The organism is Arthrobacter gyeryongensis, from assembly GCF_039543785.1.
GTDB classification, from domain to species: Bacteria; Actinomycetota; Actinomycetes; order Actinomycetales; family Micrococcaceae; genus Arthrobacter; species Arthrobacter gyeryongensis.
The window spans coordinates 16,514-31,793 of the sequence record NZ_BAABKK010000035.1 but is presented as its reverse complement, the minus strand read 5'-3'; the positions used below and the strand labels follow the sequence as shown (position 1 = coordinate 31,793).

General features: G+C 64.2%; 14 protein-coding genes. 6 read left to right on the top strand and 8 right to left on the bottom strand.

What is annotated here, in order from left to right:
- Positions 1-39 precede the first annotated feature (39 nt).
- The 5 genes from ABEA18_RS22445 to mnmA all read right to left on the bottom strand — a co-directional run bounded on the left by ABEA18_RS22445 (position 40) and on the right by mnmA (position 6,993).
- Positions 40-1,749, bottom strand: coding sequence for an ABC transporter ATP-binding protein (locus ABEA18_RS22445; RefSeq protein ID WP_345452918.1), 1,710 nt, complete (start codon positions 1,747-1,749; stop codon positions 40-42).
- Entirely contained in the window at positions 1,746-2,780 is a 1,035-nt protein-coding gene (locus ABEA18_RS22440) for an ABC transporter permease (RefSeq protein WP_345452916.1), read from the bottom strand. The genes ABEA18_RS22445 and ABEA18_RS22440 overlap by 4 nt, the downstream gene beginning before the upstream one ends.
- Position 2,781: 1 nt before the next feature.
- Positions 2,782-3,870, bottom strand: coding sequence for an ABC transporter permease (locus tag ABEA18_RS22435; protein WP_306961067.1), 1,089 nt, complete (start codon positions 3,868-3,870; stop codon positions 2,782-2,784).
- A gap of 115 nt (positions 3,871-3,985) precedes the next feature.
- Complete coding sequence (locus ABEA18_RS22430; protein WP_234748171.1) at positions 3,986-5,614, bottom strand: ABC transporter substrate-binding protein; 1,629 nt, start codon at positions 5,612-5,614, stop codon at positions 3,986-3,988.
- 257 nt (positions 5,615-5,871) lie between these two features.
- On the bottom strand, positions 5,872-6,993 hold the full coding sequence (gene mnmA, locus ABEA18_RS22425) for a tRNA 2-thiouridine(34) synthase MnmA (protein WP_425550567.1): 1,122 nt from the start codon (positions 6,991-6,993) through the stop codon (positions 5,872-5,874).
- A gap of 235 nt (positions 6,994-7,228) precedes the next feature.
- Between mnmA and ABEA18_RS22420 the strand changes: the two genes are divergently transcribed.
- Entirely contained in the window at positions 7,229-8,467 is a 1,239-nt protein-coding gene (locus ABEA18_RS22420; protein ID WP_345452909.1) for an NAD(P)/FAD-dependent oxidoreductase, read from the top strand.
- Here the strand turns inward: ABEA18_RS22420 and ABEA18_RS22415 are convergent.
- On the bottom strand, positions 8,446-9,714 hold the full coding sequence (locus ABEA18_RS22415) for a cysteine desulfurase family protein (RefSeq protein ID WP_345452907.1): 1,269 nt from the start codon (positions 9,712-9,714) through the stop codon (positions 8,446-8,448). The two genes, ABEA18_RS22420 and ABEA18_RS22415, sit on opposite strands and share 22 nt — an antisense overlap.
- Positions 9,715-9,795: 81 nt before the next feature.
- The gene (locus ABEA18_RS22410) at positions 9,796-10,461 is read right to left on the bottom strand and encodes a helix-turn-helix transcriptional regulator (RefSeq protein WP_345452905.1); all 666 of its coding nucleotides are present in this window, start codon (positions 10,459-10,461) and stop codon (positions 9,796-9,798) included.
- A gap of 90 nt (positions 10,462-10,551) precedes the next feature.
- Between ABEA18_RS22410 and ABEA18_RS22405 the strand changes: the two genes are divergently transcribed.
- On the top strand, positions 10,552-10,983 hold the full coding sequence (locus ABEA18_RS22405) for a hypothetical protein (RefSeq protein WP_345452903.1): 432 nt from the start codon (positions 10,552-10,554) through the stop codon (positions 10,981-10,983).
- Here ABEA18_RS22405 and ABEA18_RS22400 read toward each other — a convergent pair.
- On the bottom strand, positions 10,980-11,945 hold the full coding sequence (locus tag ABEA18_RS22400) for a diacylglycerol/lipid kinase family protein (RefSeq protein WP_345452901.1): 966 nt from the start codon (positions 11,943-11,945) through the stop codon (positions 10,980-10,982). The genes ABEA18_RS22405 and ABEA18_RS22400 overlap by 4 nt on opposite strands.
- A gap of 150 nt (positions 11,946-12,095) precedes the next feature.
- Between ABEA18_RS22400 and ABEA18_RS22395 the strand changes: the two genes are divergently transcribed.
- From ABEA18_RS22395 to ABEA18_RS22380, 4 genes are all read left to right on the top strand, one after another.
- On the top strand, positions 12,096-13,055 hold the full coding sequence (locus ABEA18_RS22395; protein ID WP_345453094.1) for a J domain-containing protein: 960 nt from the start codon (positions 12,096-12,098) through the stop codon (positions 13,053-13,055).
- Between the two features lie 44 nt (positions 13,056-13,099).
- Positions 13,100-13,567 (top strand): tRNA (cytidine(34)-2'-O)-methyltransferase, encoded by a 468-nt coding sequence (locus ABEA18_RS22390; RefSeq protein WP_345452900.1) that lies wholly within the window; start codon positions 13,100-13,102, stop codon positions 13,565-13,567.
- A gap of 232 nt (positions 13,568-13,799) precedes the next feature.
- Positions 13,800-14,396 (top strand): ECF RNA polymerase sigma factor SigK, encoded by a 597-nt coding sequence (sigK, locus tag ABEA18_RS22385; RefSeq protein ID WP_345453091.1) that lies wholly within the window; start codon positions 13,800-13,802, stop codon positions 14,394-14,396.
- A gap of 1 nt (position 14,397) precedes the next feature.
- Positions 14,398-15,276 (top strand): anti-sigma factor, encoded by an 879-nt coding sequence (locus ABEA18_RS22380; RefSeq protein WP_345452899.1) that lies wholly within the window; start codon positions 14,398-14,400, stop codon positions 15,274-15,276.
- The last annotated feature ends 4 nt before the right edge of the window (positions 15,277-15,280 follow it).

Genomic DNA, 15,280 nt, shown 5'->3' with positions numbered 1-15,280 from the left:
GGCATGTCCGTTCTTGCGGATCGTTGCTTGGATGGCGGGCTAGATGCCCAGCAGCGCGCGGTTCTCTTCCCGGCGTCGGGCCTGTTCGTCAGGATCCGGCACTGGCAGCGAGGCGATGAGCTTGCGGGTGTAGTCGTGCTGGGGATTGCCCATGATCTGGCTGCCGATCCCCTGCTCTACGAGCTTGCCCTTGTACAACACGCCCACCCAGTGGGAGAGAATGTCGACGACGGCGAGGTCGTGGCTGATGAACAGCGCGGCGAAACCGAACTCTTCCTGGATGTCCTTGAACAGTTCCAGGACCTTTGCCTGCACGGAAACGTCGAGGGCCGAGGTCGGCTCGTCGGCGATCAGGAGGCGCGGGTTGAGCGCGAGTGAACGCGCCAGCGAAGCGCGCTGGCGCTGCCCGCCGGAGAGCTCGTGCGGGAAGCGTTCCGCGTACGACGCCGGCAGCTGCACCGATTCGAGCAACTGCGCCACGCGCAGGCGTGCTTGAGCCGGGCTCGGGTGGGTATGGATGAGCAGCGGTTCTGCCACGCACTCACCGATGGTCAGGTGAGGATTGAACGAAGCGGCCGGGTCCTGGAAGACGAAGCCGATGTCCTTGCGCAACGGCTTGAAGGTGTGCTCCTTGAAGCCCAGCATTTCGTAACCAAGGACCTTGAGGCTGCCGCCGGTTGCCCTGTTCAGGCCTGCGATGGCGCGGCCGATGGTGGACTTGCCCGAACCGGACTCGCCCACCAGGCCGAAGACCTCGTTCTCGGAGACCGTGAAGCTGACGTTGTCCACGGCTTTGAACCCGGGTTTGCCGAGGCGCCCCGGATACTCGATGGTGAGGTTCTTGGCCTCAACCAGGACTTTACCGGTCTGGTGCAACCGTTGGGTGGCCCCTTCGGACGCTGAGTTGCGGCCGAGGTGCGGCACGGCGGCCAGCAGCTTCTTGGTGTAGTCCTGCTTCGGCTCGGCGAAAAGCACCCTGGCGGTGGCCTCTTCGACGACATCACCTTGGTACATGACCACGACGCGGTCTGCCAGGTCGGCCACGACACCCATATTGTGCGTAATGAGCACAATCGAGGTGCCGTACTTGTCCCGCAAGTCCCGGAGCAACTGAAGGATCTCGGCCTGGACAGTGACGTCCAGGGCCGTCGTCGGCTCGTCCGCCACGATCAAACCGGGGTTCAAGGCAAGCGCGGCCGCGATGACGACGCGTTGCTTCTGGCCACCGGAAAGCTGGTGGGGATAGTAGTTGACGCGGGTTTCCGGATCGGGGATGCCCACCTTCCGCAGGGCTTCGGTGGCCCGTTTCTTGGCCTCCTTGGCCGAGATGCGGTGTCCGTCCGAGGCGTGCGCCCGGATGCCTTCGGCGATCTGCCAGCCGACCGTGAACACCGGGTTCAGGGCCGTTGACGGTTCCTGGAAGACCATGGCCACGTCGCGGCCACGGATCTTGCGCAGTTTGGACGCACTGACACTGATGACGTTGTTGCCGTTGATCAGCACGGCCCCGGAGCTGATGGCCGTTTCAGGGAGGAGGCCGAGGATGGTCTTGGCCGTGACGGTCTTGCCGGAACCTGACTCCCCGACGATCGCCAGCACTTCGCCGGCTTTGACCTCGAGGCTGACGTCCTTGACCGCGTAGACGTCGCCGCTGTCGGTGGCAAAGGTGACTTTGAGCCGTTCGATGTCCAGGACGGGCTGCCCGGTTGGCAGCGGCTGGTCCGAAATGTTGCCGATGTTGGTGGTCATGCCTTACCTGCTTCTGGTTCAGGAGCGGTGGTGGCCCCTGTGTTCTTGCCGTCGGTTCCTGCTGCGGCCTTGGAGCGGGAGGCTTTGCCTCCGGCACGCTTGCGACCACGGAGGCGGGGATCGTTGAGATCGTTGATGCTTTCGCCGACCAAGGTCAGCCCCAGCACTGTGAGGACGATCGCGATACCGGGGAAGACGCCGGTCCACCAGATTCCGGAGGAAGCGTCCGCCATGGCCTTGTTGAGGTCGAAGCCCCACTCCGCGGCTGAGGACGGTTCGATGCCGAAGCCCAGGAAGCCGAGGCCGGCCAAGGTCAGGATCGCTTCGGAGGCGTTCAGGGTGAACATCAATGGAAGCGTCCTGGTGGCGTTCTTGAAGATGTGCCGGGTGATGATCCGGAGGCTGGACGCGCCCAGGACCATGGCCGATTCCACGAACGGCTCGGCCTTGAGCCTGATGGTTTCGGCCCGGATCACGCGGAAGTACTGCGGAACGAACACCACAGTGATCGAGAAGGAGCAAGCGAGGATGCCGCCCCAGAAACTCGACTGGCCACGGCTGATGACGATCGACATGACGATCGCCAGGAGCAGGGAAGGAAAGGCATAAATGGCATCGGCGATGACTACCAGCACCCGGTCCAGCCAGCCACCGAAGTAACCACTGAGGAGGCCCAGCGCCACGCCGAGGAAGATGGACATCACCACGGCGACGACGATCACGGTCACCGCGGTCTGTGAACCCCACAGGACGCGGGAGAGGACGTCATAGCCGCCGACTGTGGTGCCGAGCAGGTGCTTGCCGCCGGGAGCCTCCTGGGTGGGGAACGAGCCTGTTGCGTCGCTCAGCTGGGAATAGCCGTACGGTGCGATGAACGGCGCAAGCACGGTCGAGAGAAGGAAGAGCCCGGTCAGCACAAGCCCGGTGATGAGCATGCCCCGCTGGAGGCCGACGCTCTTTTTGACGTGGGAAATGACAGGAAGTCCGGACAGGAAGGACTTCTTCCGTCCTGAAATTGTTGCGGTGCTCATGTCAGTACCTCACTCGCGGGTCGATCAGCGCGGCGACGACGTCCACGACGAAGTTGGTAAATGCGACGATGACGGCCAGCAGCACCACGATGCCCTGGACCGCCACGAAGTCCCTGGCGTTCAGGTATTGGACCAGCTGGTAGCCAAGGCCCTTCCATTCGAAGGTGGTCTCGGTGAGTACGGCTCCGCCGAGCATCAGGGCGATCTGCAAGCCCATGACGGTGATGATGGGGATAAGCGCCGGCTTGTAGGCGTGCTTCGTCACGAGCCGGAACTCGCTGACGCCGCGGGAACGGCCGGCCTCGACGTAGTCCTTGCCCAGCGTCCCGATGACGTTGGTCCGGACGAGTCGCAGGAAGACGCCGGCGGTCAGGAGACCCAGGGCGATAGCCGGCAGAACGGCGTGGGACACGACATCGCCGAGTGCGGTGAGATTGCCGCTGCGCAGGGCGTCGAGCCAGTAAATGCCGGTGGGGGCGGCAAGTTGGCCCATGGTCAGCTCAGTGCGGGTGGATACGCGACCGGCCACTGGGAGCCATCCGAGCCAAACGGAGAACGTCAGCTTCAGCAGGAGTCCGGAGAAGAAGACCGGAGTGGCGTAGCACAGGATGGCAAAGCAGCGAAGGAAAGCGTCAGACGCCTTGTCGCGCCGTTGCGCGGCGATCATGCCTAGCGGGATGCCGACCGCGAGCGCCACGATCAGCGCGTTGATCGAGAGCTCAAGGGTGGCCGCACCGAAGGTCGACAGCATTTCGACGACGGGCCGCCGGTCCGTGATGGTGGTGCCGAAGTTACCGGTGATCAACTGGCCCAGGTATTCGAAGTACTGGATGATGATCGGCCGGTCGTAACCGGCGTCGTGGATTCGCTGCGCCAGGACATCCGGGGGAAGCCGGCCGCCCTGGGCTGCGGTGATGGGGTCTCCGATGACCCGCATGAGGAAGAAAACCAGAGTGACGAGGATGAAGATCGTGGGAATGATCAGGAAGAACCTGACCACGATGTACCTGCCGAGACCCCCGCCCGCTGATTTACTCTTGGGAGCGACCGCGTCCGGTTCGACGTCGGGCACCTCTATAAGTGTTGTCATTGCTACCTAAAGTTCATTGCCCGCGGATCGCGCGGGGTTTTGCTCAAAATGTGAGGCAATCAGCAATAAGGGGAGGCAAAGCACCTGTTGGCACCCGCCTCCCCCTACCGGCTGCTTACTTTGAAATAGTTCCCAGTCGGAACTTGAAGGAAGCGTCAAGCGTCTTGTCGACGCCGTTCACGCCCTTCGCCGAGATGGCAACCTGGGCACCCTGGAGCAGCGGCAAAGTGGAAATGTCCTTTGCCAGGGCGTTCTGGGCGTCCTTGATGGTGGATTCGCGAGCCGACTTGTCCGTAGTGGTCAGCTGCTTGTTGATCAGGTCGGTCACGGCCTGGTCGTTGAAGTGGTTCTTCAGGAAGCCACCGTTCGGGAAGAACGGGGTCAGGTAGTTGTCGGGGTCGCTGAAGTCAGGGAACCAGCCGAACTGGAACAGCGGGTACTCGTCGGCGCGGCTGGCCTTGCTGTAGGTCACCCATTCGGTGGACTGCAGGTTCACCTTGAAGAGGCCCGACTTCTCAAGCTGGTCCTTGATCATGGCGTACTCGTCGCCCGAGGACTTGCCGTAGTGGTCCGGGTTGTACTGGAGGTTCAGCGTGACGACGTCCTTGACACCGGCATCGGAAAGAACCTTCTTGGCTTTGTCCAGGCTCGGCTTTCCGTTGTCGCCGTAGGCATCCTTGAACGACTCGTTGGCGCCCAGGAAGCCGCTGGGGACATTGGAGTACAGCGGCAGGTAAGTGCCCTTGTAGACCTGGTCCGCGATTGCCTGGCGGTCAACGAGGTTGGCGATGGCCTGGCGCACGGCAAGTGCCTTGGCCGGGTCGGCTCCGGCTGCCTTGGCGCCGAACGGCATGGTGTTGAAGTTGAACGTGATGTAGCGGATCTCGCCGCCGGGACCAACGTTGACCTTGACCTTGGAGTCCTTCTTGAGGTCGTCGACGTCGGTGGCGCTGAGGCTTCGGTTCGCAACGTCGATGTTGCCCTGCTGGATGTCCAGCTTCATGTTGGTCGGCTCGGCGTAGTACTTGATCGTGGCGGCGTCGTTGGCCGGCTTGCCCAGGACACCCTGGTAGTCAGGGTAGGCCTTGAGGCTGATGAGCTCGTTCTTCTTGTAGCTGTCGATCGTGTACTGGCCATAGAACGCCTTGGCCTTGATGATGTCGTCATCTGAAAGAAGTTTGTCGGCCGGGAAGACCTGGTGGTCCACAATCGGCGCGGCCGGGCTGCTGAGGATCTGCGGGAACGTCTGGTCGTTCGCGAGCTTCAGCTTGAAAACGGCGGTGTTGGCGTCCGGGGTGGTGACGCTGTCCAGGTTTTCGAGCAGGCTTGCGGGACCAGCGGGGTCGTTGATCTTGAGCTGCCGGTCAAACGAAAACTTGACGTCGGTGGAGTCCAGCGTGTGGCCGTTGGCCCACTTGAGTCCGGGCTTCAGCTTGACGGTGTACTCGGTGGGCGACGTGAACGACGCCGACGCTGCCAGGTCCGGAACCGGGTCGGCGCTTCCTGGCTTCGAGTTGAGGAGGAAGGAATAGACCTGGTTCATCACCATGAAGGAACCGTTGTCGTACGAGCCTGCGGGATCGAGTGCGGTCACCTTATCGGTGGTGCCATAAGCGATCGGACCGCTGGCAGCTGAGGAAGCTGAACCGCCGCCGCCCGCCGGGCCCGTGCAGGCCGTCAAAGCGAATACGGAGATGCCCGCGAACGCGATAGCGCTTCGCAAGGCTTTTTTGTTCAATGCCATCAGTGAACTTTCTGTTCGATGGATACGGCGAACCGCCGTCGGTAATTTCTTAGGAGCGCATACTCCTGACTCCACGATTCAATCAGAAGCTTTTTTGGTGAAACGTTTGATTTTGTGAGTTGAGACACAAAATTTACTTTTCTTTTGGCGCGAAGTCGGCTAGGCGGACCGCCACATGCGCTCCTGATGTTGGAATGATCCGTGGTTAGCGCTCACAATATTGTCGGCGCCTTTCCCACTGCAGTGCGTTACGAGGTCTAGAGCTCCGCGCGCTGAAGGGACCGGGCGGCGTCGATGGTTGCCTGGCCCAGGACGCGGGTGCCTTGGTACAGCACGATGGTCTGCCCGGGGGCCACCCCTCGGAGGGGATCGACGAGAGTCACCACGAGGCCTTCGCGCTCTACCCCGGCGTCGTCGACGTGCCGCTCGACAGATGCCTTGGCGGGAACGGGATCTCCATGGGCGCGGACCTGGGCATAGCAGTCGAACTCGGCTCCGGTAGCCACCTCGGCGATGGGCAGGCCGGCCCAGGACACCTTGATTCCACGGATCTCATCGATGGCCAGTAGCGCTTCGGGCCCGACGACCACCTTGTTTTCCTTGGGCCGGATTTCCAGCACGAAGCGCGGCTTGCCGTCGGCGGCAGGGGTGCCCAGCTTGAGCCCACGGCGCTGGCCTACGGTGAATGCGTTTGCTCCCGGGTGCTCCCCTACCTTGGTTCCCGCTTCGTCCACGATGTCGCCCGTGGTCATGTCGATCTTCTCGGCGAGCCAGCCGGCGGTATCGCCGTCCGGAATGAAGCAGATGTCATGGCTGTCCGGCTTGTTCGCGACGGACAGGCCGCGGCGCTCCGCCTCTGCGCGGACCTCGGCCTTGGAGGGAGTCTCTGCCAGCGGGAACATGGAGTGCTTGAGCTGTTCGTGGGTCAGGACACCGAGTACGTAGCTTTGGTCCTTGGCCCAATCGGCGGCACGGTGGAGTTCGGGATTGCCGTCGGCGTCCTGGATGACCTTGGCGTAGTGTCCAGTGCAGACCGCGTCGAAGCCCAGGGCGATGGCCTTCTCCAGCAAGGCGGCGAACTTGATCCGCTCGTTGCAGCGCATGCAGGGATTAGGAGTTCGGCCCGCGGCGTATTCATCGATGAAGTCCTGGACAACGTCTTCCTTGAAGCGCTCCGAGAAATCCCAAACATAATAAGGAATCCCCAGTACGTCACAGGCGCGCCAGGCGTCGCGGGAGTCTTCAATGGTGCAGCAGCCGCGGCTGCCCGTGCGCAGTGTTCCGGGCATGCGGGACAGCGCCAAGTGGACGCCGACGACGTCGTGCCCCGCCTCGACGGCGCGGGCGGCGGCAACGGCGGAGTCGACTCCGCCGCTCATGGCTGCAAGAACTCGCATGCTGGCTTTCTGTTGATGTGTGGGGAGAAGAATTGCGCTAAAGAGAGCAAGCGCCCAACTATTCTAGCGCCCGCGGGAATCCGCCCCAAAAATGCCTTGACCACCGTCGCGGACGATTCTAAAGTCAAAACTAGCAGTTTTAGATGAGGCTGTTTGCGCGTTCACGCGCACCCGGACTGCCCACGCTAACCGCCCACGCCCCGCGAATCGAGTCACCATGGACACTGAACACATCGTTATTGCAGGCGGCGGGTTGGCCGGCGCCACGGCGGCCAAGACCCTCCGATCCGAAGGCTTCGAGGGCCGCATCACCGTGGCCTGCGCCGAGAATGAACAGCCCTACTTGCGGCCTCCCCTCTCCAAGGAGTTCCTCCTGGGCAAAGCCGGCGAGGATGCCGTCCCGGTGCTGGTAGCCGGCTGGTACGGGGAGAACGACGTCGAACTCCTCCTTGGCGACCCTGTTGCTTCTGCCGATCCTGCCGCCCACACGGTACAACTGGAATCAGGAACCGAGCTTCGGTTCAGCAAGCTCCTGATCGCCACAGGGGCGCAGCCGCGCCGGATTCCGCTCCCCGGTTCCGATCTTGCCGGTGTGATGACGTTCCGGACGTTCAATGATTCGCGCCGGCTCAAGGAAGAGCTGGCCGGCGGAGGCCGGAATGTGGTGATGATCGGCTCCGGTTGGATCGGCATGGAGCTTGCCGCCGCGGCGAGCAGCTACGGCAACACAGTGACCCTGCTGGGACTGGAAGACGTGCCGCTCAGCATGGCCATCGGCCCGAAACTGGGCGGTTTCTTCCGCAGCCTTCACGAAAAGCACGGCGTACAGTTCCGGCTCCCCGCGAGCGCGGCGGAAATCACGGGCACCGGGGGCAAGGCGAGCGCCGTTGTCACCAACTCCGCCGAAGTCCTTCCCGCCGACCTCGTGGTGATGGCCGTCGGCGTCGTTCCGGACACGGGGCTGGCCGAAGCCGCAGGGCTGGATATCCGCAACGGGATCCTGGTGGATTCTTCGCTCCGGTCCAGCAGTCCGGACGTGTTCGCGGCCGGAGACGTTGCCAATGCCCTCCACCCTTTTACCGGCGATCATCACCGCAGCGAGCACTGGTCCAACGCCCTCAACGGCGGGAAGGTCGCCGCCAAAGCGATGCTGGGCCAGGACGCGATGCTCGACGTGGTCCCGTACTTCTATACGGACCAGTTCGATGTCTCGATGGAGTACTGGGGATATCCCACGCTCGCGGCAGGGTCCGTACCCGTCATCCGCGGCGCGATGGAGGACAACAGCTTCCTCGCCTTCTGGCTAAGGGACGGTGCCGTCGTGGCCGGCATGAGCGTCAACCAGCAACGGGTACAGAAGCCGGTCAAGGCACTCATTTCGGGGCGCATTCCGGTAGACATGGACCGCCTGACTGATCCGGCCGTTCCGCTGGATCAGTTGTTGCCCGGAACCTGATGGGCGGCCGAACCGCCGGCAGAGCCGCTGTCGTAGCCCCGGGCCACAGTGGCTGCAGTCTGGATGCTGGACTCGTGCCCTGCCATTCCGGCAAGCTTCGCCCGGGCATACGCGTCCGGAAGGGCCTTGAGCAGGGCGTCGACGTCGGCGTCGTTTGAAGAGTGGCCCAGGCTGAACCGCTGTGCCCCGCGGGCGGTGTCCTCGTCCAAACCCATGGCAAGCAAGACGTGCGAGGGCCTGGGGACTCCCGCGGTGCAGGCGGATCCGGTGGATGATTCGATGCCCGCGAGGTCCAGGAGGAACAGCAAGGAATCGCCTTCACAGCCAGGGAACGTGAAATGCGCGTTGCCGGGGAGACGGGCGTCTCCGGGCGCTCCACGCAACACCGCCTCGGGAATTGCAGCCCGGACACCGTCGATGATCCGGTCCCGCAAGGCGCTGATCCGCTCGCGCTCTGCTGCCAGGTTTTGAGCCACCGACTCCGCCGCGGCGGCGAATGCCGCGATCGACGCCGTGTCCAGGGTTCCCGAGCGGACGTCGCGTTCCTGCCCTCCCCCATGCTGGACTGGAGTGACCTTGGTGGACCGCCCCAGGAAGAGGGCACCCACGCCCACCGGCCCGCCGATTTTGTGGCTGGAAACCGACATTGCGGCGAGCCCTGAGTCGCGGAAGCTCAGGGGAATCGAGCCGAAAGCCTGGACTGCGTCCGAGTGCACCGGGATGCCGTGTGCGGCAGCGATCTCCACGATCTCCTTGACCGGCTGGATGCTGCCCACCTCGTTATTTGCCCACATGACGGTGACCAGGGCTACCGATCCCGGATCACGCTCGATCTCTGCCCGTACAGCTTCCAGCCGCACGACGCCCTGGGAATCGACGGGGAGCCACACTGCTTCTGCCCCTTCGTGCCGTTCCAGCCATTCGACCGTGTCCTGCACCGCGTGGTGCTCGACGGCGGAGCAAAGGATCCGCTTGCGGCGGCCGTCTTCGTCGTGGCGGGCCCAGTACATCCCCTTGACGGCGAGGTTGTCTGCTTCGGTGCCTCCCGACGTGAAGATGAGCTCGGAGGGATGCGCCCCGGCCGCTGCCGCAATGGCCTCCCGCGCCTCTTCCACGGATCGCCGGGCACGCCGACCTGAAGCGTGCAACGATGACGGATTGCCGGTCCGTGCCAGCTCGCGGGTCATGGCAGCGAGGGCGACGGCGGCAAGGGGCGTGGTGGCGGCATGGTCCAAGTAAACAGGCACCACCCCAGTCTATCGAGGCAGGCGGATCCGGGCTTCGGCGGTAAAAGGAGCCTTTCAGTGCCGCTTCCCTAATCGGCGGGACTAATCCGCGGGGAGGATCCTTGCGCAGCAATGGCCTTCGCGGTTGTCGTCGGCGATCCGGTCCTCGGCAATTCCGCAGGCGCCCGCCGCTCCGCTCAGGAAGGCGCCGTTCATGGCGCAGACGACGCTCGTGTGGCTTTCGGCCAGCCGGTGGAACGGGCAATTGACCAGCGAGTACCCGCCGTCGTCGTCAGCTTCCGGCCTGTAACCGTAGTTCGCCAAGACATCCTCGAAACGGGGCTCCGTGCTGCCGGCCTCGCGGCCCCGGGCGTAGGCGGTTTCGAGGAGAGCTTCGCGGGGGGAACCACCCTTCGCCATCAGGTCCTGGATGGCAGAGGCCATCACTTCCCCGGCGAGGTCATAGTGGCGCTCCGGAACCGAGACGCCGATCTCTTCAATGACGGGCGTGTACAGCTTCGCAGGCCGCCCGGAACCCGGACCGACCTTCCCGCCGAGCTTGCGGAACTCAACATTCAGGAGCCCGTCACGGACCAGCCGGTCGAGGTGGAAGGAGGCCGTGCTGCGGGGAAGCCCCATGGCCATCGCGGCGTCGTCGCGACTGACTGCATCGCCTGCGCTGCAGACGTGCTCGTACAGCCGACGACGGTTGCCGTCGTCGAGGGACGCTAAAGCAGAGAGCCGACGCAGCCACGGAAGTCCGGTCATGGATCCAGCTTAACTCTAAAATCAACACTCATTGCTTAATCCTTCGGAACTTTCTAAAATCTAATTATCCATTTTTAGAAAGAAGGCATCATGAACACCGCATCATCCCCGGCCCAGGCGAAAACCGGATCGCTGATGTCCATGGATCCGCAACGGCAGGCTTTCCTGCTCCTTCGGACCGTGTTCACCGTGGCGCCGATCATTTTCGGCCTGGACAAGTTCACCAACCTGCTCACTCACTGGACGCTCTACCTGGCGCCCGTGGCCACCTCCGTTATTCCGGTCCCGGCCCAGACCTTCATGTACATCGTGGGCGTCGTGGAGATTGTGGCCGGCATTGCTGTGGCGGTCCGGCCGCGCTTTGGCTCGCTCCTGGTGGCGGTGTGGCTGCTGGGCATCATCGTGAACCTGGTGGTGCTCGGCAACTTCTTCGACGTTGCCCTCCGCGACTTCGGACTGCTTGTGGGTGCACTCGCCCTCAACCGCTTGGCCGTCGCCTCGCGAGCTGACGGCCAGGCTTAGGCCAATACCCGCAGGGCGCCCGGAACCACCTCGATGTCCAAGGGAAGGAGGCCGATCCGCTCACCGTCGGCGTAGGCCACCACGTTCTCGGCGGCAAGCCGCACCGAGCGTACCCGGCGGATTTCCACCGCCGGGTGCGAGGTGTGCCGCCCGGAGAAGACCTTCGGGAAGACCGCGAGAAGCGCTAGCCGGGACAGCGGCCTGACGATAAACAGATCCAGCAACCCGTCGTCGGGCGCGGCCTCCGGAACGATGCGCATGCCGCCGCCGATCGATTGGGCATTGGCCACCGAAATCAGCATGGCGCCTTCCGTCGATGCGGCGCCGTCGGCAGTCACGGTGTAGTTGATGGCCCGGAACGATCCGAGCTCCCGGAGCATCGCCAGGGTGTAGCGGAGCGCTCCGCGGGGCCACCTCCAAGAGTTGGCCCGTTCATTGACCGCCGCGTCGAACCCCGCGGAAACCGCCCCGGCAAACCACATGGTCCGTCCGCCGGTGGTGATGCGGCCGGCGTCGAGCACCCGTCCGCCGTCAGCGAGCGCAGAAACCACGCGGGCGCACGACCCCACGACATCTTGCAAAGGCAGTCCAAGCATCCGGGCTACGTCGTTTCCTGTGCCCACCGGAACAATCCCGAGCGGCAACCCGGTCCCGCTCAGTGAGTTGACGCCCAAATGGACCATGCCGTCGCCGCCCACCACCACCAAGGCATCTGCGTCTGCCCGAAGCGCTTCGTCTACAGCTTCCCGCAAGGCGTCCATGCTGTCGCGCCGAAGCACGACGACGTCAAGACCCGCCTCGCGGAGGCAGCTGGCGGCCTCGTCCCCGGCAGGGGCGTGCCGACCAAACGCCGCGGTTGGATTGACCGCCAGCACGATCCTTCGGCGGTCAGACCCGTTCAGCCCATCCGTGCCGGCACGTGGTTGGTCAACGGGATGATCGGGGCCGGCCGGGGAGTTCACAGCATGAATCATGCCACCGGCAGGGGCGGGATCCGGGGAACTAAAGCCCGGGCCGCCGTCGTTCTCAAGGTGGGCTGGCTAGACTTGCCAAGATCGCCGCTCCGCACCGGGACGGCGGGAAACTTCAGAATTCCAGAGAAAGGCCCGTGGTTGGCTCAGGGCAGCAGTTCCCACTATCAGATCCTCCGGGTTCCCGTCACCGCGACGGACAAGGAGATCAAAGTGGCCTACCGGAAGGCCGCGAGGAACGCCCACCCGGACCATGGCGGGGATCCTGAGGTCTTTCGACAGGTCACGCTCGCGTACGAGACGCTGATTGATCCCAAACGACGCGCGGAGTACGACCGCCGTTACGCGAGCGGCACATCCGGCAGGGCGAGCACCTTCCCGGCGCAAAGACCGGACTACGGCGCCACGCGGGCTCCCGGACCGGAACCGCGCACCACCGCCGGTGTCCACCGGCCGAATGCGCCGCGGAACACAGCCGGCGACGCCCCCGTCTACGTCCCGCCCTTCGATGATCCCCACGAGGTGCCCCTGCTCTCCAAGGGCGAGGCCGCCCTGCAGATCCACGGGATTCCCCGGAAGCGTGGAATCTTCGGCGCCGAAGCCCGCATTCAGCGCGAAATGCGGACAGTCCAGCTCATCAGCCGCCAGATTCTGCCTGCCATCCCGTCAGCACGGCTCGTCAACGGGCTCCGCTCCCCCTCGGACGACAGCCACATCGATCATGCCCTGCTTGCCGGCTACCGCCTGGCGCTCATTGGTTCCATGCTGCTGCCCAAAGGCGCCTATGCCTGGGACGGGGTTGCGCTCAAGCACGGCGGGCGTTCGGTGCCTCCGCCGCAGCTCGAGCTGATCGTTCGCCACATGCAGGAGATCTTCCCGGAACTGAATGTGACCGGTTGGGTAGTCGTCCACAGCCCGGACGGCAACCCGCACGAACCAGTCATCGACCACTACCGGCGCACGGACGGAGACTTCGGATCGGTGCAAATCGTCAACGCTTCCGGGCTGGCCCGCGGCCTCAAGCAGTTCCTTAGTTCGGGTCCTTTGCCCAACACCGTGGTTGTCCCGGTCCTGGCCCGGCTGCTGCGCGGCATGCACTGAGCCTGCAGGAACAACCCCGCATTTTCGCTGGCTAGGATTGATACGTGTTCCGCATCCTCTTCCACACCCCTGAAATCCCGGGCAACACGGGAAACGCCATCCGGCTCGCCGCGATCACCGGCGCTGAGCTCCACCTCGTGGAGCCGCTGGGCTTCGACTTCTCCGACGCCAAGCTGCGCCGCGCCGGACTGGACTACCACGACCTCGCGGTGGTCACGGTCCACAAGGACATCGAGGCTGCATGGGCAGCTTTGCAGCCCGAGCGCGTCTTCGCTTTCACCTCCGACGGCGAATCCTCCTATACGGACGTTGCCTACCAGGAGGGCGATGTGTTGATGTTCGGCCCCGAGTCCGTCGGACTTCCGGACTGGCTGAAGCAGGACCCGCACGTCACGGCCCGCGTCCGGCTCCCCATGCTGCCGTCCCTCCGCTCGCTGAACCTTGCCAATGCCGCCTCCATCGCGGTGTACGAGGCCTGGCGCCAACACGGTTTTGCGGGGGCGAAACTCTAGTCTGCCGGCCTGGCCGCCCGGACATTCGCAAAGTCGCGTCGGCGGGTCACCCATCCAAAGCTCCCCCTGCGCCGAATACCCTGTGCAGGCACCTACAGCCTGGGCAGGCAGCTGGCCTGCGTGGCAAGGTGCCGGTGAAGCGACGGCCGCGGAAGGGGCTCAGGTGACTACCCTCAAGACCCGCAGTGCTTCCGGTACTGCCAGGGTCACGAGCAATCTATGCTGGACGGTGATGGATACACCGAATGTGCCAGGCCCCGAGGCCCCCAGCGTGATTGCCGGCTCAAATGCGCAGCTTGCGGAATTGCTGGGGTTGATGGCCGACGGCGACCGGGCCGCCTTCAGCGAGTTTTACCGCCTTACGGCCCGGAGGGTCTTCGGCATGGCCAAGCGCGTCTTGGTGGATGCGGGCCTGAGCGAAGATACCACCCAGGAAGTCTTCATCCAGGTCTGGCAGAACGCGGGCAAGTTCAATCCCGAGGCAGGCAGTCCCCTCGCGTGGCTCATGACCATCACCCACCGGCGCGCCATCGACCGTGTCCGCTCGGCCCAGTCCGCCACGGACCGCGAAGCGAAATATGGTGCCGCGAGCCAACTCCTTGACCACGATTCAGTGGAGGAAGAGGCGAGCAGCAGGCTTGAAGCCGAGGCCGTCACACGTTGCCTCGGCACCCTGACGGAAACGCAATTGGAATCCGTGCGGCTCGCCTACTATGGCGGGCTCACGTACCGGGAGGTCGCTGAACAACTCGGTGCCGCGATTCCGACCATCAAGTCCCGCATCCGCGATGGACTTCTCCGACTCAAGACTTGCCTGGGGGTGAGCTGACATGACCGAACACGATGACAACAAGCAGAATGCCGGGAAGGAAGGCCTCCGCAGGATGTTCGCCAGCGATATAGCCACTGATCTTGCCGAGGGCCGAGTCCTGGAGCTTGCCGAGATCTATGCCCTCGACGCCTTGAGCGACACCGAGCGTGCGGAAATCGACAACTACATTGCGACAGCACCTGTTCGCTCAGCGTTCCTTGAGCGCGTCAGGCAGTCACGCGAAACCCTTGCGGCCTCTTTCGCGGACGAGGCCGAACCCCGGCCCGGGCTCTTGGAGGACATTCTGCGGCAGCTCCCGCAGCAACCACGCACTATACAAACCGGCACAGCTTCCGCGGCGTCGTCGGTTCCTGAAGTGCCGGCTGGCCCCGCAGCGCACGTTTCTCCCGACGTCGTCGACCTCGCCGCCGCCCGGAACCGGCGTGATCGCCGACGCTTCGGCGGCGTCCGTGGTTGGGTGGCAGCCGCTGCGGCGGCCGCGGTTATTGCGCTTGGCGGTATCGGCGTAGGCGTCTACGTGGCCGGGCAGAACGATCCCGTGAACCAAGTACTGCAAGCCGGCGATGTCCGCCAAGCCACGGTCGACGTCAACGGCGGCGGCACGGCCACGGTGTCCATCTCCAGCTCGAAGAACGCCGTGGTGGTCCGGATGAACGGAGTTCCCGCCCCCCCGGCCGGCAAGGTTTATCAGATGTGGCTTATTCCCAAGGATGGCTCCGCCCCTGTCTCCCAGGGACTCATGGACGCCCAGGCCTTGAGCCATCCGGCGGTTGTCTCGGGCATTGCCAGCGCGGCGTCCATCGGCATCACGGTTGAGCCCGTGGGCGGCTCCAAGAAGCCGACACTCCCGACGGTCGCAGCAGCGCCCCTCACCTAAAGCG

Bases quoted from the DNA above. Each gene is read 5' to 3' on its own strand.
- ABEA18_RS22420 (WP_345452909.1), top strand. From the start codon at position 7,229: ATGGACACTGAACACATCGTTATTGCAGGCGGCGGGTTGGCCGGCGCC.
- ABEA18_RS22410 (WP_345452905.1), bottom strand. From the start codon at position 10,461: ATGACCGGACTTCCGTGGCTGCGTCGGCTCTCTGCTTTAGCGTCCCTC.
- ABEA18_RS22440 (WP_345452916.1), bottom strand. From the start codon at position 2,780: ATGAGCACCGCAACAATTTCAGGACGGAAGAAGTCCTTCCTGTCCGGA.
- ABEA18_RS22430 (WP_234748171.1), bottom strand. From the start codon at position 5,614: ATGGCATTGAACAAAAAAGCCTTGCGAAGCGCTATCGCGTTCGCGGGC.
- sigK (WP_345453091.1), top strand. From the start codon at position 13,800: ATGGATACACCGAATGTGCCAGGCCCCGAGGCCCCCAGCGTGATTGCC.
- mnmA (WP_425550567.1), bottom strand. From the start codon at position 6,993: ATGAGCGGCGGAGTCGACTCCGCCGTTGCCGCCGCCCGCGCCGTCGAG.
- ABEA18_RS22435 (WP_306961067.1), bottom strand. From the start codon at position 3,870: ATGACAACACTTATAGAGGTGCCCGACGTCGAACCGGACGCGGTCGCT.
- ABEA18_RS22405 (WP_345452903.1), top strand. From the start codon at position 10,552: ATGAACACCGCATCATCCCCGGCCCAGGCGAAAACCGGATCGCTGATG.
- ABEA18_RS22380 (WP_345452899.1), top strand. From the start codon at position 14,398: ATGACCGAACACGATGACAACAAGCAGAATGCCGGGAAGGAAGGCCTC.
- ABEA18_RS22445 (WP_345452918.1), bottom strand. From the start codon at position 1,749: ATGACCACCAACATCGGCAACATTTCGGACCAGCCGCTGCCAACCGGG.